Source organism: Gemmobacter denitrificans (assembly GCF_036964905.1).
Classification (GTDB): domain Bacteria; phylum Pseudomonadota; class Alphaproteobacteria; order Rhodobacterales; family Rhodobacteraceae; genus Gemmobacter; species Gemmobacter denitrificans.
Genome location: NZ_JBALHR010000003.1, coordinates 420,234 through 441,012, shown reverse-complemented (window position 1 = coordinate 441,012; position 20,779 = coordinate 420,234). Strand labels below are relative to the sequence as shown.

At 63.0% G+C, this 20,779-nt stretch carries 15 protein-coding genes; 6 read left to right on the top strand and 9 right to left on the bottom strand.

Going from position 1 to position 20,779, the window contains the following annotated elements; translation table 11 throughout:
• Nucleotides 1–4: 4 nt before the first annotated feature.
• A complete protein-coding gene (nudC, locus tag V6590_RS07865; RefSeq protein WP_335421613.1) occupies nt 5–961 on the bottom strand; it encodes an NAD(+) diphosphatase in 957 nt (318 codons plus the stop codon).
• 181 nt (nt 962–1,142) lie between these two features.
• Between nudC and V6590_RS07860 the strand changes: the two genes are divergently transcribed.
• Genes V6590_RS07860 through V6590_RS07850 form a run of 3 tightly spaced genes read left to right on the top strand, consistent with a single transcriptional unit; the run spans nt 1,143 to nt 4,748 of the window.
• Entirely contained in the window at nt 1,143–3,098 is a 1,956-nt protein-coding gene (locus V6590_RS07860; protein WP_335421610.1) for a bifunctional 2',3'-cyclic-nucleotide 2'-phosphodiesterase/3'-nucleotidase, read from the top strand.
• Nucleotides 3,099–3,141: 43 nt separating this feature from the next.
• The gene (locus V6590_RS07855; protein WP_335421608.1) at nt 3,142–3,774 is read left to right on the top strand and encodes an HAD family hydrolase; all 633 of its coding nucleotides are present in this window, start codon (nt 3,142–3,144) and stop codon (nt 3,772–3,774) included.
• Complete coding sequence (locus V6590_RS07850) at nt 3,771–4,748, top strand: alpha/beta hydrolase (RefSeq protein WP_335421606.1); 978 nt, start codon at nt 3,771–3,773, stop codon at nt 4,746–4,748. Before V6590_RS07855 ends, V6590_RS07850 begins: the two co-directional genes overlap by 4 nt.
• A gap of 81 nt (nt 4,749–4,829) precedes the next feature.
• Here the strand turns inward: V6590_RS07850 and V6590_RS07845 are convergent, their stop codons facing one another.
• Nucleotides 4,830–8,495, bottom strand: a complete 3,666-nt coding sequence (locus V6590_RS07845; protein ID WP_335421604.1) for a DNA translocase FtsK — start codon at nt 8,493–8,495, stop codon at nt 4,830–4,832.
• Between the two features lie 9 nt (nt 8,496–8,504).
• Nucleotides 8,505–9,683, bottom strand: coding sequence for an aminotransferase class I/II-fold pyridoxal phosphate-dependent enzyme (locus V6590_RS07840; protein WP_335421602.1), 1,179 nt, complete (start codon nt 9,681–9,683; stop codon nt 8,505–8,507).
• A 339-nt stretch (nt 9,684–10,022) separates the two neighbouring features.
• Between V6590_RS07840 and V6590_RS07835 the strand changes: the two genes are divergently transcribed.
• Entirely contained in the window at nt 10,023–11,660 is a 1,638-nt protein-coding gene (locus V6590_RS07835; protein ID WP_335421600.1) for a BCCT family transporter, read from the top strand.
• 394 nt (nt 11,661–12,054) lie between these two features.
• Here V6590_RS07835 and V6590_RS07830 read toward each other — a convergent pair whose 3' ends face one another.
• From V6590_RS07830 to V6590_RS07820, 3 genes are all read right to left on the bottom strand, one after another.
• Nucleotides 12,055–13,140 carry a hypothetical protein gene (locus V6590_RS07830; RefSeq protein ID WP_335421598.1) on the bottom strand — a complete coding sequence of 362 codons (1,086 nt, stop codon included), beginning with the start codon at nt 13,138–13,140 and terminating at the stop codon, nt 12,055–12,057.
• Entirely contained in the window at nt 13,113–13,835 is a 723-nt protein-coding gene (locus tag V6590_RS07825; RefSeq protein ID WP_335421596.1) for a hypothetical protein, read from the bottom strand. The genes V6590_RS07830 and V6590_RS07825 overlap by 28 nt, the downstream gene beginning before the upstream one ends.
• A 667-nt stretch (nt 13,836–14,502) precedes the next feature.
• Nucleotides 14,503–16,779, bottom strand: a complete 2,277-nt coding sequence (locus V6590_RS07820; RefSeq protein ID WP_335421595.1) for an adenosylcobalamin-dependent ribonucleoside-diphosphate reductase — start codon at nt 16,777–16,779, stop codon at nt 14,503–14,505.
• Between the two features lie 127 nt (nt 16,780–16,906).
• Here V6590_RS07820 and V6590_RS07815 point away from each other — a divergent pair, with 127 nt between their 5' ends.
• A complete protein-coding gene (locus tag V6590_RS07815; protein WP_335421593.1) occupies nt 16,907–17,338 on the top strand; it encodes a DUF1489 family protein in 432 nt (143 codons plus the stop codon).
• A 120-nt stretch (nt 17,339–17,458) separates the two neighbouring features.
• Nucleotides 17,459–18,364 (top strand): LysR family transcriptional regulator, encoded by a 906-nt coding sequence (locus tag V6590_RS07810; RefSeq protein WP_335421591.1) that lies wholly within the window; start codon nt 17,459–17,461, stop codon nt 18,362–18,364.
• Nucleotides 18,365–18,377: 13 nt separating this feature from the next.
• Here V6590_RS07810 and V6590_RS07805 read toward each other — a convergent pair whose 3' ends face one another.
• The 3 genes from V6590_RS07805 to V6590_RS07795 are packed head-to-tail and all read right to left on the bottom strand — an operon-like array spanning nt 18,378 to nt 20,751.
• A complete protein-coding gene (locus V6590_RS07805) occupies nt 18,378–19,322 on the bottom strand; it encodes an OmpA family protein (protein ID WP_335421589.1) in 945 nt (314 codons plus the stop codon).
• A 5-nt stretch (nt 19,323–19,327) separates the two neighbouring features.
• On the bottom strand, nt 19,328–20,035 hold the full coding sequence (locus tag V6590_RS07800; protein WP_335421587.1) for a GNAT family N-acetyltransferase: 708 nt from the start codon (nt 20,033–20,035) through the stop codon (nt 19,328–19,330).
• On the bottom strand, nt 20,032–20,751 hold the full coding sequence (locus V6590_RS07795) for a competence/damage-inducible protein A (protein ID WP_335421585.1): 720 nt from the start codon (nt 20,749–20,751) through the stop codon (nt 20,032–20,034). The genes V6590_RS07800 and V6590_RS07795 overlap by 4 nt, the downstream gene beginning before the upstream one ends.
• Nucleotides 20,752–20,779 lie beyond the last annotated feature (28 nt).

The window sequence follows — 20,779 nt, the reverse complement described above, 5'->3', positions numbered from 1 at the left end:
CACTTCAATCCAGCCTGTCCGCAAGCCAGTTTGACAACAGGAAATGCGCAATTGCACCCTTTCGCGCCGGTTTTACCCGGGGGTGTTCACCGGCCATGGCCGCCAGAACGTCCTCACGGTTGAGCCACAGGACATCTTCCAACTCTGCCGGGTCAATGGTCAAGGCGGTATCCAAGGCGTCGGCGGCGCAGCCCAACATCAGCGAAGCAGGAAAGGGCCAGGGCTGGCTGGCCAGATAGCGCACAGCCCCCAGTCGGACCCCCGCCTCTTCGAACACTTCGCGGCGCACGGCGGCCTCGATCGTCTCGCCCGGTTCGACAAATCCGGCTAGGCAGGAATACATCCCTTCGGGCCAGCCCGGTGATCGCCCCAGCAGGACGCTGTTGCCATGGGTGACCAACATGATGACGACCGGATCGGTGCGCGGGAAATGTTGCGCACCGCAGGCCGGGCAACTGCGTTGCCAGCCCGCCATCGCCAGGTCAGAGGCCGCACCGCAGGTGGCGCAGAACCCATGGCTGCGGTGCCAATGCAGGATGGCACGGGCCGTGGCCGCACATTCCGCCTCCATGGGAGACAGCCGTGTCATGATGGCGCGCAATTCCAGAAAGGCGTAGTCCTGCCCCAGGGCAGGGTGATGCTGCGCCGATTGATCCAGAAATCCGGCCTGCACCGCCTCGGCCCCCGCTTCCGGCGTCCAGTCGGAGATGTCCTGGGTGAAATGGCCGAAACCGTCGATCATCCCCAGAAAGACCGGTGGGCGACCATGGGCCAGCGTCGGATGCCCCTGGGCCAACCACCCCAGTTCGGCCCCGTCAGCACGGGTCAGCGGTTTGCCCCGCCACATCGGCAGAATACGCCCTGTCATCAGCAACCCGGCCAATGCGGCTTCGTCCCCCCGCAGGGCCGCAGCCCTGTCGAGCCCTGCCCCACCGAATGTCACGCTTTCGGCCTCGCGCATGGTTCTTCCCCTTTTGGCCCGGCTTGCCCCACCCCGATGTCGCACCGGTGTGGCATGCGTGTGGCGGCATTGCAACGGACCGTTCTGCAACACCTGAAAGAGATTCAACCAAAACGTGAGTTTGTGCTTTCATGCGCATTGACTTTGGGCAAAACCTGTCTTCCAATCCCGCCGTAACTGCGTGGCACGTCTGACAAATAACCAGTTCAGTCCAGTATTGACTGCCGTGCTTTGCCTTCGGAAGCGACAGGATCAGCAGGTGTCAAACTGCACCGATGCACAACTCTGGCCCGTGAAACTTCGCCTTTTGGCGACCACGGACATGCATGTTCATCTGCTGGGCTATGACTATTACGCGGACCGCGAAACAGAAGGCGTCGGCCTTGCGAAACTGGCCGGCCTGATTGCCGAAGCACGTCAAGAGGTGCCCGGATCGCTCTTGCTGGACAACGGCGATTTCCTGCAGGGCAATCCGATGGGCGACTATGTCATGCAGGCGGGCGGGCTGGAGCAAAGCGGGCAGCATCCGGCGATCCTTGCGATGAACCAGTTGGGCTATGATGCGGCCACGCTGGGCAATCACGAATTCAACTATGGTCTCGACACGCTGGAACGTGCCCTGAAAGGGGCAAACTTTCCGGTCGTTTCGGCCAATGTCGCCCGCAAGCTGGGGCCAGAACCGGCACGGGATCAGCTTTTGCTGTCGCCATGGGTGATCCTGAACCGCGATGTGCCGGATGGCGCGGGGGGAAGCCGACCGCTGCGTGTCGGCATCATCGGCTTTGCCCCGCCGCAGGTGGTGATGTGGGACCGGTTGCTGCTGGAGGGCCGTATCTTCACCCGCGGTATAGTCGAAGCGGCGCGGGTTCAGGTGCCCCAGATCCGGGCGGCCGGTGCCGATCTTGTCGTGGCCCTGTCGCATTCGGGGCTTGGCCCGCCCGAGGATGACGCCTTTGCAGAACATGCCAGTGCGGCCCTGGCAACTGTGCCCGGGATTGATGCGATAGTCGCCGGGCACAGCCATCTGACCTTCCCCCACCCTTCGCATCCCTCGTTTCCGGGTATGGATGCCGAACATGGCACCGTATTCGGCGTGCCCGTGGTGCAACCCGGCTATTACGGGTCACATCTGGGGGTGATAGATCTGGATCTGGAACCCCGACCCGAGGGCGGATGGCAGGTGACCGCTGCCCGCGCGCATTTGCGCGCCAGCGCAGACAGTTCCGTACCGCCCTCGCCGGCAATCGCCAGGGCCGTCGCAACCGACCATGCGGCAACCATCGCCTATGCAAGGCGGCCCGTGGGCTTTACCCGCATTCCCCTGCACAGCTATTTCTCCACAGTCGCGCCCTGCACCGCCTTGCGCGTCGTGGCGCAAGCCCAGGCGGCATTTGTACGCCGCCAATTGACCGGGCGGCCAGAGGCGGCGTTGCCTGTGCTTTCGGCGGCGTCGCCCTTCAAGGCAGGCGGTCGCGGGGGGCCGTTCAACTATACCGATGTGCCTGTGGGCGATGTGAAGCTGCGCAATGTCGCCGACCTATATATCTTCCCCAATACGATCGCCGCGATACGGATCACCGGCGCAGAGTTGCGGGAATGGCTGGAAAACTCTTTGGGGCTGTTCAACCGCATCCAGCCCGGAATGCAGGACCAGCCGCTGCTCAACCCGGCCTTCCCCAGCTACAACCACGACCGTATCCTCGGGCTCAGCTTCTCTGTCGATCTGTCGCAGCCTGCCCGCTATGACAGCCATGGGCATCTGGTGGACCCTGGTGCCAGCCGGGTGCGCGACCTGAGCCATGACGGTCGCCCGCTCGACCCTGCGGCCGAATTCGTTCTGGCAACCAACAGCTATCGCGTCACCGGTTGCGGCGGGTATCTGGCGGCAGGGCCAGACCGGCTGATTGATGTCGGGCGCACCCCGATCCGGGATATCCTGCTGCGCCACATCGCCGAAAGCCCGCCGCTGGAACGCCTGCCTCTCCGCGCCTTTGAAATCCTGCCGATGCCTGGCACCAGTGTGATCTATGACACGTCACCTGCGGCAGAAGCCTATCTTGACGAAATCTCGCATCTGCAGCCCGAACCCTTGGGCCTGACAGAGACGGGCTTTGCCCGCTTCCGTCTGCATCTGTGATCGGCTAAGCCCGGCCGCAACGGGCAACGGAAAGGGGCGGCAGATGGCAAGTGGGGTGATCTTCGATCTGGACGGCACGCTGATCGACACGGAATCCCTTGCCCTGTCCACTGGCCTGGCTGTGGTGCGGGACCATGGCTTTGCCGTGCCCGAGGCAGTGATGCACCAATTGATCGGGCGCGATCTTGCGACGGGCGACCTGATCCTGCGCGCGGCCTGCCCCGATCTTGACATTGCCGCCCTGCATGCAAAGTGGAGCGCAGCCTTCGAGACCGCCATGACGCGTGATGGTCTGCCACTGAAACCCGGCGCCGTGGATTTGCTGGCGCGGCTGGATCGACCGCTGGCGCTTTGCACGTCATCGCAGCGGGCCAGCGCGCAGCGCAAACTGGCGATGACAGGGCTGCAGGCCTATTTTGCCCATATCGTTGTGCGCGAGGATGTGACCAGCCCGAAACCCCACCCCGAACCCTATCTGCTGGCGGCATCCTTGCTGGGCCTTCCCCCAGCCGAATGTGTTGCCTTCGAGGACAGCGAGGCGGGCGCGCAATCGGCGCAAACTGCAGGTTGCCGCGTGGTGCAGGTGCCTGACATCCTGCCCACGCAAGGGCAATTTGCCGATATCGTCGCGCCGAACCTGCTGGACGGCGCGCGCCGCGCCGGGATCATCGCATGACCGCCCGATCACCCTGGCCGCTGCGGTTGCTGGTCGGCGCGCTGGTTCTGGCCGGTCTGTCGGTGTTGGGCTCGACCTGGTTTGCCCATCGGTTGATGGTGTCGGTGTTGACCGCGACGGCCTTTGCATCGGCGGAAGGCCCGGCCCCGGGCAATGCGCCATCCGATCCGCTGGCCATCGGGTATCGCGGCACGCCCGAACAGGCCTTCGGGCTGGCATTCGAGGAAGTCTCGGTCGCAACGCCCTTGGGCCCCGCCCCGGCATGGCTGGTGCCGGCAAAGCCGGGCCCGGTCGGCGAATCCGGTCGCGCGGCGATCTATCTTCACGGCATCGGTGGGGCGCGCGAAGACGGCTATCCCTATCTGCCTGCATTGCACGAGGCCGGGTTGCCCGTGTTGATGATGACCTATCGCCATGACGCGGGCGCGCCACCTGCCCCGGGTGGATTGCGGCAGATGGGGTTGACCGAATGGGAAGATCTGGAGGCCGCTGTCGCCCTGATGCAGGCACGCGGCCATGACCGGATCGTGCTGGTCGGGGCCTCGATGGGGGGCGGGATTGTCGGGCAATTTCTGGCCCGCTCACCCCGTGCAACCGCCGTCGAGGCGCTGGTTCTGGATGCGCCCGCGCTCGATTTCCCCATGGTGATGCGTCATGTCACCGACCGGTTGGGCCTGCCCTTGCGCAGCATCGGGGTGCGGCTGGCGGTGCCCGCTTTCGCAATCAGCCATGGCGTGAACATGGCCGAGGCGCGCAGCATTGCGGCGGTGGCCGCTTTCGACGGGCCAGTGCTGCTGATCCATGGCGCGGCGGATCGCGTCGTGCCCGATCGCATCAGCCTTGCCGTGCTGGCCGCGCGTCAGGGCCAGACCACTGTGCTGCGCACCAGTGCTGACCATCTGCAAAGCCACCGCACCGCGCCGGAAAAGTTTGACCGCGTGCTGCGCGACTTTCTGGCAAGCCTGCCGCGATAACACAAAAGGGGGCCATCGCCCCCTTTTTGATCTTCATTCATTGCTGAATTGCCGCCCGATGTCACATCGGGCAGCCAGCCTTCATGCCTCGGGGATCAGGATTTCACGCTTGCCCACATGGTTGGCCGGGGTCACGACGCCCTGTTCTTCCATCTGTTCCACAAGCCGGGCCGCCTTGTTGTAGCCGATGCCCAGCTTGCGCTGGATATAGCTGGTGGAACATTTGCGATCCTTCGCCACGATGGCCACTGCCTGATCGTAAAGCGCATCCTCGCCATCGGTATTGCCCCCGGTATTGAGGCCAAGGACCGCATCGATATCGCTGGCCACGTCATCCTCGGGGCCTTCGACCACGCCAGACATGTAGCTGGGCGGGCCAAAGCTCTTCAGATGGGTGACAACTTCTTCCACTTCCTCATCGCTGACAAACGGGCCGTGGATACGGGTGATGCGCTGGCCATTGCCCATATACAGCATGTCGCCCATGCCAAGCAGCTGTTCGGCGCCCATCTCGCCCAGAATGGTGCGGCTGTCGATCTTCGAAGTCACCTGGAACGAGATCCGGGTCGGGAAGTTGGCCTTGATCGTGCCGGTGATCACATCGACCGAAGGCCGCTGCGTCGCCATGATCAGGTGAATGCCGCTGGCCCGCGCCATCTGTGCAAGACGCTGGATGCAGGCTTCGATTTCCTTCCCGGCCACCATCATCAGGTCGGCCATCTCGTCCACGATGACCACGATATAGGGGAAGGGTTCGGGCGCGAATTCCTCGGTCTCGAACACCGGTTCGCCAGTATCTTCGTCAAAGCCGGTCTGGATGGTGCGCTTGAACATCTCGCCCGCGGCCACGGCCTCGCGCACGCGGCCATTATAGCCGTCGATGTTGCGCACACCCATCTTCGACATCTTGCGATAGCGTTCCTCCATTTCGCCCACCACCCATTTCAGAGCGACGACCGCCTTTTTCGGGTCGGTGACGACGGGGCTGAGGAGATGCGGAATCCCGTCATAAACCGACAGTTCCAGCATCTTGGGGTCAATCATGATCAACCGGCATTCTTCCGGCGTCAGCTTGTAAAGCAGCGACAGGATCATGGTGTTGATCGCGACCGACTTGCCCGAACCGGTGGTCCCCGCAATCAGAAGATGGGGCATCTTGGCCAGGTTCGCGACGACCGGGTCGCCGCCGATGTCCTTGCCTAGCGCCAGCGGAAGGCGCATCGCGCTGTCGCCAAAATCGCGTGCGGACAGGATTTCGCGCAGGACCACCTTTTCGCGGGTGGCATTGGGCAATTCAATCCCGATCACGGTGCGCCCGGGCACGGTGGACACGCGTGCCGACAGGGCCGACATGCTGCGCGCGATGTCATCGGCCAGACCGATCACCCGGCTGGCCTTCAGACCCGGTGCCGGTTCCAGTTCATACATGGTCACCACAGGGCCGGGGCGGACGCTGACAATCTCGCCCTTGACGCCATAATCATCCAGCACGGATTCCAGCATGCGCGCGTTTTCTTCCAGCGCCTCATCTGACAGCGTATGGCGCTGCACCGTGCTGGCCGAAGTCAGCAGCGACAGTGGCGGCAGTTCATAAGCCTGCGCCATCTGATCTTCAAACCGCAACCGGGGCTGCGTTTCGGCCACCGCGCGGGCCGAAGGCTGAAGCGGCTTCTTCACCGGATGCTGGACAACCTTGCGGGCTGTCGTGCCCTGCAGGGCAAAGGCCGGGACCGGCGCAGGAACATGGCTGTCAGCGAAATCGTCCTCTGCGGGCCAGTCCGCGGGCAGGGCTTCGGCATCCGACGCCAGTGCCGCATCTGCCAGCGCGTCCCAATCTGCCGAAGCGTCCATAGGTGCGGCCATGGGGGGCTGCGGTTCGGACCGGACCATTTCAGGACGGGCTGGTTCCGCGCGCGCGGGTTCGATACGGCTCGGGGCGGGGCGGGCCATGACGGGCGGTTCGGCGCGGAAACCAACGGTGTTTCCGGCGGCCTTTCCGGCCAGACCCGAACGCGGCAGGGCTGCCAGAGGCTGGGGCGCAGCCATGCGCGGCGGAGCAGACAGGGCAGGAGCAGACATTGCTTGAGGGGCCGGGCTGGCCACAGGGGCAGCGGCCATCGGTGCCAGTGGGCGCCGCAGCGGCGCTGGCCGGTCAAGCTGCGGCACGGGCAGGCCGCTGTCATCCGCCAGCGCCACCGGGCCTTCCATCTGGGCCGGATCAAAGGCTTGCACCTGTATCGGGGCCATCTTGCGCGGCGTCATCAGCGGTGCCGCCAATTTAGGTGCGGCTTTGGGCGACAGGACCATCGGCGCCTGCATGGCGGCAACGGGTTTCGGCGCGGGGCGCGGCATGGGCGCGGGGGCCAGCACCGGGGTGGCCGGGGCCAATTCGACCGGCATATCCGCCACATGCCGGGCCAGCTGCGCCTGCGCTGCCGCAGCGCGCGCCGCAGCCGAGGCCACCGCCGCCGACACCGCCGAAAGCGACCGCGCTGCATCTGCAGGCAAGGCTGCCGCTGCGGTGACCGGGGGTTCCAACCGGGTTGCGGGCTCTGCACTGGCACGCCGCGACAGGGCCGGTTCGCGCCGCGCGATTGCCGCCTGCAGCGGGGTCATGTGCGGCTGGGGCGCGGCAACGCCGATGCCCTGACGCACCCGCGCCTTGATGACATCGCTGATGCGGGCCTTGATGCGGTCTTCGGTCGGGCTATCGGTCACTTCGGTCTGGTCCGGCAGGGGGGCTTTGAAAAGTTCAGGCTCGGGGTCGGGTTCCACCACGCGGCGCAGCCGATCCAGAAACCCTTCCTTCCGGCGCGGGGCGGGGGCCATTTCGACCGGGGCTTCAAATTCGGCATAGGGTTCCGCAGGTTCGACCCAGTCTTCGACCACCGGCTCTGCCAGCGGGGGCAGGGGGGCTTCGGCGCGGATCACCCGCCCGCGCGGGGCAGCGCCCATCGCGGGGGCAGCCATCTGGGCCGGGCGTGGTATGGCCATCGGGGCCGGAGCCGCCAGCTGTTCCATCTGCATCTCGGCCCGTGCTGCGCGCTTTTCCGCGTGACGCGTCTGCAGCGCCAAGGCAGCACGGGCGGCACTGGCCCCCCCCTGCCCCAACAACGCCATCAGCGCCGCATAGCCGCGTACCATACCAATGGCCCCGGCATGGCGCAGGGCCTCCAGTTCCTCGCGGTCAAACCCGGTGACAAACAGCAGCATGGCCAGCGCCGCCAGGCCGGTCAGCAGCGACAGCATGACCAGACCGAACGAGGCTTGCACACTGGCCATGTTGATCATGCTGCCCAGCACGGTTTCCCCGAACAGCCCGCCCAACCCGAACCGGTGCGGCCAATCGGGATCGGGCACGAAAGTTGCGGCAAAGACTGCGCACATGGCCACCGCGATCAGGGCGAAAACCACGCGCCCTGCGGCTCGGTCAGCCCCGCGATGCGTGATGAACCGCCCGGCCCAGACTGCCAGGATCAGCGGGATGGACCAAGCCCCCTTTCCCACCACCAGCATCAGCGTATCGGCGACCGAAGCCCCGATCCGGCCCAGCCAGTTCTGCACAGGGGCGTCGGACGCGGCCAGCCAGCCGGGATCTTCGGGCGAATAGCTGCCCAGCATCACCACAAAGACCAGCGCCAGCACCGCCAGACCGATCCCGATCAATTCGCGCGCACGGCGTTCCAGCGCAGCTTGGGTATTGGGGTCGATGAGCGGTTCACGTTGACGCATCTGATACAGGGCCATCTGCCGTCCTCACCCGTAAATGCAATCGCGCAGCCGGATCAGGCCGCGTTCGGTTTCGTCCTGCGGAGCGACCAGCGCCACGCGGATGTAGGGCTGGCCGGGGTTCTGCCCGTCCGCTTCGCGCGACAGATAGGCCCCGGGCAGAACCCGCACGCCGGTCTGCGTCCAGAGTTTTACCGCCGCCGCCTCGCCATCCTCGACCGGAAGCCAAAGGAAAAAGCCCCCTTCCGGCGAAGCATAGCCTTGCATCCCCGAGAAGATGCGGTCAGCCGCATCGAATTTGGCCTGATACAAGGCGCGCGAGGCAGTGACGTGATCTTCGTCCGCCCAGGCCGCTTCGGCCACCCGTTGCAACGGCAGGGGCAATGGTGCCCCGGCAAAGGCGCGCAGCTTGCGCAGGCGGATCATGCTTTCCGGCCCGGCCGCCACAAAACCCGACCTCAGCCCCGGCAGGTTGGAGCGTTTGGACAGCGAATGAAAGGCCAGCACACGTTCCGGGTTGGCGCCCACATCCTGCGCCACCTGCAGGATGCCGGGCGGCGGGGCCGTCCGCCAGATTTCGGAATAACATTCATCCGCAAAGATCACGAAATCATGCTTTTCTGCCAACGCCAGCAGGGTTTCCCAATAGGCGCGATCCGCCACCGCGCCCTGCGGATTGGCGGGCGAACAGATATAGGCCACAGCGACACGATCCAGCAGATCAGGCGCCAGGCCCGCATAATCCGGCAGATGGCCGGTTGCGGCTGTTGCAGGCACATAGACCGGTTCGGCCCCCACCGTCAGCGCGGCCACCGCATAGACCTGATAGAACGGGTTGGGCATCAGCACCGCAGGCTGTTTGCCGTTCTTGCGTTCGGGGCACAGCGCGATCAGCGCATTGAACAACCCCTCGCGCGTGCCGTTCAGCACCATCAACCGGTTTTCCGGCAGCGCAACCCCATAGCGGCGCTGCACCCAGTCCCCGATCCGGGCCAACAATTCCGGCGTGCCGTCATTGGGCGGATAGACGCCAAACCCATCCAGATTCGCGGCCAGAACCGGACCGACAAAACCGGGCATGGCATGTTTGGGTTCGCCAATCGTCATGGAAATCTGCGGCCCGCCGGGCGGCAGATGATCCAGAAGTTTCCGCAGGCGCGGAAACGCATAATCCGGCAGGTTCGAAAACCGCTCAGGAAACGCCATGTGTACTGCCTCATGTCGGGGTCATGTCGCCCCGTTTGAAGGCAGGATAGCGGGCTATTCCTGCGCGGTCCAGAAAAACGACACACCATCCATGGTATGCTGCGGGATATTGTGGCTTTTTCGCTGCTTGCGGTTTCTGAACGCTGCGCAGCATTCCACCCGTCGCCCCGCCTCATGGCCCGGCTGAAAACTCGGTCTGCCGGGCCCGAATGCGCCATGTGTCGCAATTTACCGGATCACAGTCGCCTCAGCCGCATGACAAATTTGTGAAATGCCCATGCTCCCGCGCGACCGGGCTGCCCAGAACGGACAGTCCGGAGCAACCGGAGGGAGGGAGCCATGGCTATCAAGCCACCACTAAGGGATTTGCCGATCACTACGGCCAACAGCGGGTTTTATGAAGGGTTCAACACGATTGTCACCATCGGGTCCAAGCTGCTTGTGGGCCTGCTCATCATCTGGGCCGCGGCCTTTCCCGAAAATGCAGGAGCTGCCCTTTCGGCACTGAACGGCTTTCTGCTGGGATCGTTCGGCACATGGTACATCTATGTCATGGCCTTCTATCTGATCACCTGCCTTGCGCTGGCGATCTGGCCTGCCACTGGGCGCATCCGGTTGGGGCGCGATGGTGAAGAACCTGAATTTTCAACATTTTCATGGTTTTCCATGATGTTCGGCGCCGGGATCGGCATCGGGATGCTGACCTATTCCACGGGCGAGCCGATCTATCATTTCTCCACCAACCCCGAAGTCATCACCGGCCAGGTGACCGCCGAAAGCGCCGAGGTGGTGCGGGCAGCCTTCAAATGGTCGTTCATGCATTGGGGCCTGTCGGCCTGGGGCTGCTATGCCCTGACAGGGCTTGCACTGGCCTTCTTCAGCTATCGCCGCGGACTGCCACTGACCATCCGTTCCGGGCTGACACCCTTGTTCGGGCGCAGCCTGTCGGGCCCACTGGGCCATGCCGTGGATATCGTTGCCGTGATCGCCACCGTGCTGGGCGTTTCGGTCACTATCGGCTTTGGCGTGTCGCAATTCGCCAGCGGCTTTTACAATATCACCGGCGCAGGCTGGGTGATGCAGGCCGACGGCACCACCCCCAGCAATGCCGCCATGATCGGGGCATTGGTCATCATCATGGGCCTTTCCACCCTTTCGGCGCTGTCGGGCGTTGGCAAGGGCATCAAATGGCTGTCCAACCTGAACATGGGCCTGACCTTCTTCTTCCTGGCCTTTCTGCTGGTCTTTGGCTCCACCGCCTTTGCGCTCAAGGCGCTGTTTGTCGGGATCGGAGATTACCTGATGGGCCTGCCTGCCATGATGGTCACCGTCTGGCACCCCGATGGCACCGAGACAGGTGATGCGCTGGCCGCATGGCAAGGTGGCTGGACCATCTTCTACTGGGCCTGGTGGATCGCTTTTGCCCCCTTCGTGGGCCTGTTCCTTGCCCGCATCTCGCGCGGGCGCAGCCTGCGTGAATATGTGATGGGTGCCATGATCGTGCCCTCGATCATGTGTTTCATCTGGTTTGCCATGGCGGGCGGAACCGCGATCGACCTTGAACTGAACGGCGGTGCCAATCGCGCCATCCTTGATGCAGGTCTTTCAAGCCAGTTGTTTGCAACGGTGAACCAGCTGCTTTCACCTGCGTTGGCCGTGCTGATGTCGGCGATGCTGGTCGTGCTGCTGCTGACCTATCTGGTCACCTCGGCCGATAGCGCCATCCTGATCATCAACACCATCAACGCTGCGGGCGATGAAACGCCCAAGGGCAAGGTGCATATCCTGGTCTGGGGTGTGGCGCTGACGCTGGTGATTTCGGTACTGTTGCTGGCGGGCGGTCTGTCGGCGATCCAAACCGCGATGATCATCGGTGCCCTGCCCTTCAGCTTTGTTCTGGCCCTGATGGGGATTGCCCTGATCAAGGCGCTGATCCGTGACGGGCAGCGCGCGAAAACCGGCTCATCCCGCGAATAAGTCCGCCTTTGGGCAGTGAACATCGGGTCGCCCCGCTGGGGCGGCCCTTTTGTTTGGCCTGCGTCAAGCCCTTGGGTGGAAAATCCGGCAGTTGTCATGACAAACGCCGCCCGATTCCGGGCGGCGCAAGTTCGTGTTTCTGCGGGTCAGCCTCTCAGGAAACGGCTTTCGGGCTTGTTTGCGCAGTGATTGGTCGCCCAAACACCATTTGACGAGACACCCAATTTTTGTCCATCGACTTCCTGTAACCAACTGATTTTGTTGATATGAGGTTTGTTGCGTTCCAAGGCCTTTGTCCATTTGGCAGTCTATTTTTGTCCACTGGAAAATTTTCCGTGTGAATCAAAAGGGCCGCCCAAGCGGGCGGCCCTCAATGCACGGGGATGGCAACAGGCTATGCAGCAAGATCGGACCGACTGAAATAATATCGGCCCACGAGGCGATTGGGCGCAATCGGGTTGATCCCCCGCAATGCCAAATCGGCCGCCAGCTTCTTAACGGGAAGCCCAAGTTCGGCTGCCAGATCTGTCAGTGAAACATGCCGATCGAGGAATGCGTTGAGATCGGTCACCGGGATGGATCTCTTTTGCACCCCTTTGGCGTTAGTGAAGGTGACGCTTGCGAGATACGGGGCGCCACCCTTGTCCGTCTGTTTGGCGAGAAACTCAAGTTTCGAAGGGCTGATGCGCAGGCGCTTTGCCGCCTCATCAACACTGAGCATCCCTTGATCACCCAGCTGGGCAACCGCAACCTTGATCTCTTCCGGATCGACAACGATGCCTTTGAAACGCAGGTCGCGATCGAGACAGCCAACACGGGTCAGGTGTCCGTCAAGGATTGCCTTGATGATGTCTAGCACCGGCCAACGTGAGGCTTCGGCTGCCGCAACAATCTCAAGCATCCCGTCATAAGGTGGGGTTTTGATGGTCACAGCACGGAAGAGCTTATCAAGGAAAGCGTCAGCGTCCTTCCTTGCGACGTTTCTGAGAAAGCTGGCTTGGCTTTCTGGGAAATCAAACAAACGCGGGATTACTCCCGAGCGAACAAGTGTTTCTGCCTGGGTCCGGTTGCAGTTCAGGTATTTGGGCAAGTGATTGGTTGGGATCGAGTCCCGGATGCGGTCGAATAGAGCAACCCCAGCCTCTGCATCAAAGACCGTTCGAACACTTGCCTTGTCGGGGTCTCCTTTTGCGAGACCAGCAAGGATCACCGCGCGGTTCACGGTTTTCGGGTGTTCACCTGAAACTTTGGCAAGACTATGGATCGAATGAACGCGCTGACAGTCAACGACCTGTCCCATCAACCGGGTGCCTTTTGCGATCGGGAAGTTGTCGAGCACATAGTCCCTCACGACATCGCTAACGGGTCCCTTCGACTTTTCGTTCTTGTTGAATTGAAGCCATTGATAGAGGCGGCCGAAGATGTGTTGCGGACCGCCCTTCAGGCCGGCTTTCACAGCGCGGTTGTAGCCTTCATCCAATGCTTCGCGGATCCCGTGTTCGCCACGCGCGGCGAACCCGAAGCCAACATCCCCCGCCTTGTTCCAGTCAGAAAGCGTGAGCTTGTTGAGGTTCGTGCACTGATTTCCGCAGGCGCAAGAACCCGAAGGGGCGTCTTTGGCTTCGGTCCGACGCCATCACGCCATTCTTTTTCGGCCAAGGCGTTTGCAGGATCAGGCAGTTCTTCGCGGAGATACTCTTCCGCCTTCTTGCGGATGCGGTCCATGTTTTGCGTGATCGAGGCATCGGTCATGCGAAGGCGATTTCCGCAAGCCAAATCGGCGTCTTTGCCGATACGACCCTCCGTATCCGCGTCATCTGCGTTTGGCGCTGCGAGTTCCTTGACCGCGCGAACCATCGCATAGCGCCCATCAAGGACGGCCTTTTGACCAGCCGTGAGCGAGGCAACAAAGACGTCATCGTCCGGTCCGAGACGGGCAGGCCGCGCATGTTCAGGCAGAAGGCCAAAGGGGATGATCGACACTGCCCCCGCCGCGTTCATCTGGGTCAGGACCGAGATTTCAAGCGTGGTTTGTGTGCGAGGATCGTCCATCAAGTGGAACGTAACGCTGTCCATGTTGCGGTAGGCAAAACGCCAAACAGCATCGTTGAACTTGTAAATATGGTGGGGTTCCAGACTGAAGCAGGGCAAGAAGTTTCTGGAGATCTTAGACATTTTAGCGCTCTTTCGTTGAATTGTGACAGGAACAGTCCGGCAACCGTGCAGCTGCGAGACGCTGATTTTTTTGTATGGTGGCGAGGACGCGGGGCGTGACGCGCCCTAAACCGGTATCGATCCGCAAGGGGATGCCGGTCCCGCGCGCAGCACGCGCGGGCCAGTGAGTCCCTTTCTTGATCGGAAAATCAGGCGGCGGAGCCGGTGCCGCCAATTGCTTGCGGCTTGTTTGCCACCAGCATGCGCTGCCGCGAAAGGTTCCAGCCCAAGGTCAAATCTGCACGCTGCACGATCGTCGAAGGCTTGATTTCAACACGCGCGAGGGTGGTCAGATAGAGGCGTCTACAAAGACGAAGGGGAGATTTTCAGGCGATGCCGCGACCTGTTCCGGCCCCGATGAGTGGGGTCAGACTTGGGTCGCTCATATGAGCTGAGAGGGCACAATCCTGTTCATGCCCCTATCGATGCCCGCGATTTTCGCGGGCGTCAAGCGGGGCAAACTGGCGGATTTGGGGATCCAGGGCCTGAGGTGGATTTCTCTGGATTTTCAGGTCCATCGGCCCCGAAAAGGGCCGATGGACAAACTTTAGCGTCCGCGATGGACAGAAAACGCCGAAAAAGGACAAACTTTAGAGGCGTCTACACATTCATACCGTCCGGACAGCCCTCAGCCGCATTTGGAATGGCCGCAATCGGTGCAGGTCATGCAGCCTTCCTTCATTTGCAGCGCATAGGAGCCGCAGGAGGGGCAGGGGTTACCCTTCGGTGCGCCGCCGACCACCATCACTTCGGCTTGCGGGTCCGATTTCAGGCCCATGCCCTCGCCCTCGATAAATCCGATATGGATCAGGTGGCGTTCGATCACGCCGCCGATGGCCGCGAGGATCGAGGGGATATAGCGCCCTTCCATCCAGGCACCGCCGCGCGGGTCGAACACGGCTTTCAGTTCCTCGACCACAAAGCTCACATCGCCGCCGCGACGGAACACCGCCGAGATCATCCGGGTCAGCGCCACGGTCCAGGCGAAATGCTCCATGTTCTTGGAGTTGATGAAGACCTCGAAGGGGCGGCGGTGGTTGGCAATGATGATGTCATTGATGGTGATATAGAGCGCATGCTCGCTGCCCGGCCATTTCACCTTGTAGGTATGGCCTTCCAGCGCGGCGGGGCGATCCAGCGGTTCAGAGAGATACACCACCTCGCCGCCTTGCGTGGTTTGCGGGGCCTCGGCCGGGGTTTTCTCGCTGCTTTCCGACACGGTCAGTACCGAACCCGTCACCGCATTGGGGCGATAGGTGGTGCAGCCTTTGCATCCCTGATCCCAGGCGGCCATATAGACCTCCTTGAAGTCATCAAAGCTGATGTCTTCGGGGCAGTTGATGGTCTTGGAGATCGAACTGTCGATCCATTTCTGCGCGGCGGCCTGCATGCGCACATGATCCAGCGGCGGCAGGGTTTGCGCGTTCACGAAGTAATCCGGCAGCGCGGCGTCGCCCTTGAGGTCGCGCCACAGTTTCACGGCGTAATCGACCACTTCTTCCTCGGTGCGCGAGCCGTCTTTCTGCAAGACCTTGCGCTTGTAGGCATAGGCGAAGACTGGCTCGATGCCCGAGGACACATTGCCCGCATACAGCGAGATGGTGCCGGTGGGGGCGATGGAGGTGAGCAGCGCATTGCGGATGCCATGGGTGCGGATGGCCTCGCGCACGTCCTCATCCATCTGCATCATGTTGCCGGTGGCCAGATAGGCGTCGGCGTCGAACAGCGGGAAGGGGCCTTTTTCCTTGGCAAGATCGACCGAGGCCAGATAGGCGGCGCGGGCGATGGCCTTCATCCAGGCTTCGGTCTGGGCAGCGGCCTCTTCCGAGCCATAGCGCAGGCCCAGCATCAGCAGGGCATCGGCAAGGCCGGTCACACCGAGGCCAATGCGGCGCTTGTTGCGGGCTTCTTGTTCCTGCTGCGGCAGCGGGAAGCGGCTGGCATCCACCACATTGTCCATCATGCGCACGGAGAGGTGCACGAGGCTGTCCAGCGCCGCCGGGTCCAGCCTGGCCTTTTCCGAGAACGGGTCGGTGACCAGCGTGGCGAGGTTGATCGAGCCCAGAAGGCAAGCGCCATAGGGCGGCAGGGGCTGTTCGCCGCAGGGGTTGGTGGCGGCGATCTGCTCCACATAGCCCAGATTGTTCATCTTGTTGATGCGGTCGATGAAGATCACACCCGGTTCGGCGAAATCATAGGTGTTGCGCATGATCTTGTTCCACAGATCGCGCGCTTGCACGGTGCGATAGACCTTGCCGCCAAAGACCAGATCCCACGGGCCATCGGCCTTGACCGCATCCATGAAGGGATCGGTGACCAGAACCGAAAGGTTGAACATGCGCAGGCGGGCCGGGTCTTTCTTGGCCTCGATGAAGGCCTCCACATCCGGGTGGTCACAGCGCATGGTGGCCATCATGGCCCCGCGACGCGAGCCTGCCGACATGATGGTGCGGCACATGGCATCCCAGACATCCATGAAGGACAGGGGGCCAGAGGCATCGGCGGCCACGCCCTTCACCTCGGCGCCGCGCGGGCGGATGGTCGAGAAATCATAGCCGATGCCGCCGCCCTGCTGCATGGTGAGCGCGGCTTCTTTCAGGGCGTCGAAAATGCCGCCCATGCTGTCGGGCACGGTGCCCATGACGAAGCAGTTGAACAGGGTCACATTGCGCCCGGTGCCTGCCCCCGCGGTGATCCGGCCTGCGGGCAGATATTTGAAGCCTTCCAGCGCCTTGTAGAATTGCGCTTCCCAATGGGCCGGATCTTTCTCCACCTCGGCCAGCGACCGGGCGATGCGGCGCCAGGTGTCTTCCACGCTGCCATCCACCGGCGTGCCATCGGCCTCTTTCAGCCGGTATTTCATGTCCCAGATTTGCTCGGCAATGGGGGCGGCGAATCGAGACATGGGAAAATCCTCTATTTGGTGGTCTGCGGGGGGAGGCCCTACAGGATACGCGTCTTCTAGGGAAGCGTCAAAGGCCTTGCCGTGTCGGCAGGTCCGGCCTATCTGGGCTGCAGCGATGGGGGTAATCGTGGCTGATTTCGTCAATATCCTGAAACTCTGTGTCGGGGCCGAGTCGGTCGAGGATCTGGAGCAGTGGCAAGCCAGCCAGGCCCATCGCTGGCCCACGGGCCGCGCTGTCCATGTCACCCGCATGTGGCCGAAACGCGCGCCCGAAGTGCTGTCGGGCGGCAGCCTTTACTGGGTCATCAAGGGTGTGGTTCTGGCCCGGCAACGGATTCTGGGGTTGGAAAAGGTGGCTGGCGGTGATGGAATCGACCGCTGCGCCCTGCTGCTGGATACCGAAGTGATCCGCACCGAAGCCGCGCCGCGCCGCCCCTTTCAGGGCTGGCGCTATCTGGCCCCGCAAGACAGCCCGGCCGATCTGCCCAAAGGCCGCAGTGCCGATGATATATTGCCGGAATCACTGGCTCTGGCGCTGGCCGAAATCGGGCTGCGTTAGTTTCCCTGCCATCAACGATCCGCCAGAATACCTTGGGTTGGTCGCGCCCTCGCCCCCATCCTGCCCGATTTGGAGATCAATACAGGTCCATCAACCCGCATAAGTCGCATGGGAAAAACAATGGACCGACTGACCGAAATGGAAGCCTTCGCCACTGTGGTGGATCAGGGCGGCTTTACTGACGCGGCCAAGAAGATGGGCATTTCCAAATCTGCCGTGTCCAAGCATGTCTCGGCGCTTGAGGCCCGGCTGGGTGCGCGCCTTCTGAACCGGACCACCCGCCGCGTCTCGCCCACCGAGATCGGCCTTGCCTATTACGATCGCGCCCGCCGGGTGCTGAATGACGCAGGCGAAGCGGATGCGCTTGTCACCTCCATGCAATCGGCCCCGTCGGGCCTGCTGCGCATCAGTGTCGCTACCGATTTCGGGGTGAACCTGCTGTCGCCGATCCTTGGGGATTTTCTGCTGGAATACCCCGATATCACCGTGAACATGGTGCTGAACAACCGCTATGTGGAACTTATCTCCGAAGGGTTCGACATGGCGATCCGGGTGGGCGAGCTGGAGGACAGTTCGCTGCGCGCCCGCAAGCTGACCGAAACCTCAAAACGGATGATCGGCAGCCCGGCCTATTTCCAGAAGTTCGGCCGTCCGATGAAGATCGACGATCTGAACGAACACAAGCTGCTGCATTACTCCAATCAGGCCAATGGCAATGTCTGGAAGGTCACCGCACCTTCGGGCGAAAAGCGTCAGGTGCGCTCCAACGGCTGGCTGACGGTGAATGACGGGCAATCGCTGCTCAATGCCGCGATTTCGGGTCTGGGCATCGCCTATCTGCCGTCCTTCCTTTATGCCGATGCCATGAAGGCGGGCCAGATCGAAGAGGCGATCCCGGGTCTGCCGCTGGAAACGCTGGGCATCTATGCGGTCTATCCGCCGGGGCGCTTTACCCAGCCCAAGGTGCGGGCCTTCATTGATTTTCTGGCGCGGCGCTTCATGGAAAAGGGCCCCGACAACTGGTGAGACGACAGGTTTACTACGGTGCGGCCAACTGGGTCGAGGTGAGCATCACCTCGACCCTTCTGTTTCGGGTGCGCCCTTCCGCTGTCAGATTGCTGGCGCGCGGGGCCAGCCAGCCTACCCCTTGCGCGTCGATCCGGCTGGCATCGGCCCCCAGGGCGATCAGGGCCTTGCGTACCGATCGCGCCCGCGCTTCCGACAGGGCGACATTCCCGGCCAGGGCACCTGACGCATCCGTGTGGCCGATCAGCGCCACCTTCGCGTCGGGCCGGGCCGACAGATAGGCCACCAATGCCGCGAGCGATGCATAATCCCCCGGCGCCAGCGCATCGGCGCCAGAGGCAAAGACCAGATCCTCCAGCACGACAGCCCCCTGCCCTTCCAGCCGCGCGGCCAGATCGCCGGGCGGGGGGGCAATGGTGGTCGCAGTCGTGCCGGTATCGGGCCCCGGATCGGCGGTTGCATTCACCGGGGGCGGAGCCGCATTGGCGCCGTCCAGACGTGTCAGCTGCACATGGCCCGACTGCCGCGACCGGCTGACCAGCAGCATCAGCAGCCCGTCGCCTTTTTCCGCCAGCAGATACCGAAAATCCCCCAGATCAACATGCATCTCGGGTTCGGTCTGCACCGGCAGGGCATAGCGGAAGTCAAACCCGCCACAGGCAGACGTTTCACAGGAAAACACCTCGGTCCAGCCATCCGCCAGAACCTGGGCCCGCAGATGCGCCATCAGATCCAGTGTGGCCACAGGCCCTTCGACACGCCAGGTGATCTGGGTTACCGTGCCATTCCCGATGCGCTGCGGCAGGTCCGCCCCGTCGCGCCAGGCGCCAACCGGCAGGCGCAGGGTCTGCGACGGGGTTTCCAGCCGCGAGGTTTCCGCAACCGGTGCCGGAAATTTCAGGTCTTGCGCCTGAACAGGGCTGGCAAGGATCAACAACAGGCCAACAAGGGTTTTCATCAGGCTCACTTCACGCGGTAATGGTAACGGGTCACCGGGGCGAACCCCATGTCGTCATACAGGGCGCGGGCGGGTGCATTGGCCTCGGTCACCACCACCGCAAAATCATGCACGCCCTGTTCCGCAGCCCAGTTGATCGCGGCCTGCATCATGTTGCGCGCAGCCCCTCGGCGACGCAGGGCCGGACGCACCTGGAGTGCATGCAGCATGGCAGCGCCCTCTGCACAGACCACGAAAGCCGCCCCCGAAGGCGTGTCATCGCTGCGGCCCAGAATGGCCGCCTTTGGCCCTGCAGCCCTGTCCATCACCGCCAGTCGCCCCGGTCCGATGCCACCCTCGGCCCAAAGATCGGCGGCTATGGCCAAAGGGGGCCAATGCACAAAGGCCGCCATACCGCTGACATCCCCCCGCAAGGCCGAAATCGATGCCGCATAGCCCAAGACGGGATCATGCACCCGATACCCGCGCGCCGCCAGCGCCTGATCCAGCGCAGCATCCCCCTCGCGGATCAAGAACAACGGGTCCTGCCCCATGGCTTGCATGGCCAGTTCAGCAGCCTCCAGATCCGCCGCAGCAAAGCCCCCTTCGGCGGTAGCTGCCGAAACCCTCTGTCCTCCGCCCCGGCCTTCGCGCAAGGTGAAGGGGCCGCAGCGGTGCTGCGCGAAGGCGGGCCATGTCGCCTCCAGCAAGGACATGAGCGCCGCAGGTGTCATGCGAACAACGCGCAAAGCTTGGTCATCGCCGCATCCAGACGGGCGGCATCCGTTCCCCGGATCACCAGATTGGTGCCATGCGCCCCATTCTGGATGAAGGGATAGGACCCCATCGACAGATCAGGGAACTCGGCCGCCAACGCCCCGAAAGGCCCGGCGATTTCGCCCTCGCCCCGGTTCAGGCGCAAGCTCTGGCTCAGCAGCGGGTCCCCCCCGGTCAGGCCGGGCAGAACGCTGGCCACCATGGCCTGAAAGATGTTCGGCACCCCTGCCATCACATGCACATTGCCCAGACTGAACCCCGGCGCGGTGGAAACCGGATTGTCGATCAGCCGCGCGCCATCGGGGATACGCGCCATACGCTGACGTGCCGCGTTGAACTCTAGCCCGGCCCGGTCGTAATGCGCCTGCAACAGCGCCATGGCGTCAGTGCGATGGCCGATCGCCACACCAAAGGCCGCGGCAATCGCATCGGCAGTGATGTCGTCATGCGTGGGGCCGATCCCGCCCGAGGTGAAGACATGATCCCACCGGGCCCGCAGATCATTCACCGCAGCGATGATCGCCGCATGATCGTCAGCCACCACCCGTGCCTCCATCAGACGGATGCCGCGCGCGGTCAATTCACCGGCCAGATGGTGGGTGTTGCCGTCGCGGGTCCGGCCCGACAGGATTTCATCGCCGATCACCAGCATGGCGGCAGTGGGGTTGGACATGGCAGTCTCCGATCCTTTTTGCGCCAAG

Coding starts and splice junctions, on each gene's coding strand:
- nudC (WP_335421613.1), bottom strand. CDS start 961: ATGCGCGAGGCCGAAAGCGTGACATTCGGTGGGGCAGGGCTCGACAGG.
- V6590_RS07855 (WP_335421608.1), top strand. CDS start 3,142: ATGGCAAGTGGGGTGATCTTCGATCTGGACGGCACGCTGATCGACACG.
- V6590_RS07850 (WP_335421606.1), top strand. CDS start 3,771: ATGACCGCCCGATCACCCTGGCCGCTGCGGTTGCTGGTCGGCGCGCTG.
- V6590_RS07845 (WP_335421604.1), bottom strand. CDS start 8,495: ATGGCCCTGTATCAGATGCGTCAACGTGAACCGCTCATCGACCCCAAT.
- V6590_RS07840 (WP_335421602.1), bottom strand. CDS start 9,683: ATGGCGTTTCCTGAGCGGTTTTCGAACCTGCCGGATTATGCGTTTCCG.
- V6590_RS07835 (WP_335421600.1), top strand. CDS start 10,023: ATGGCTATCAAGCCACCACTAAGGGATTTGCCGATCACTACGGCCAAC.
- V6590_RS07825 (WP_335421596.1), bottom strand. CDS start 13,835: ATGTCTAAGATCTCCAGAAACTTCTTGCCCTGCTTCAGTCTGGAACCC.
- V6590_RS07820 (WP_335421595.1), bottom strand. CDS start 16,779: ATGTCTCGATTCGCCGCCCCCATTGCCGAGCAAATCTGGGACATGAAA.
- V6590_RS07810 (WP_335421591.1), top strand. CDS start 17,459: ATGGACCGACTGACCGAAATGGAAGCCTTCGCCACTGTGGTGGATCAG.
- V6590_RS07805 (WP_335421589.1), bottom strand. CDS start 19,322: ATGAAAACCCTTGTTGGCCTGTTGTTGATCCTTGCCAGCCCTGTTCAG.
- V6590_RS07800 (WP_335421587.1), bottom strand. CDS start 20,035: ATGACACCTGCGGCGCTCATGTCCTTGCTGGAGGCGACATGGCCCGCC.
- V6590_RS07795 (WP_335421585.1), bottom strand. CDS start 20,751: ATGTCCAACCCCACTGCCGCCATGCTGGTGATCGGCGATGAAATCCTG.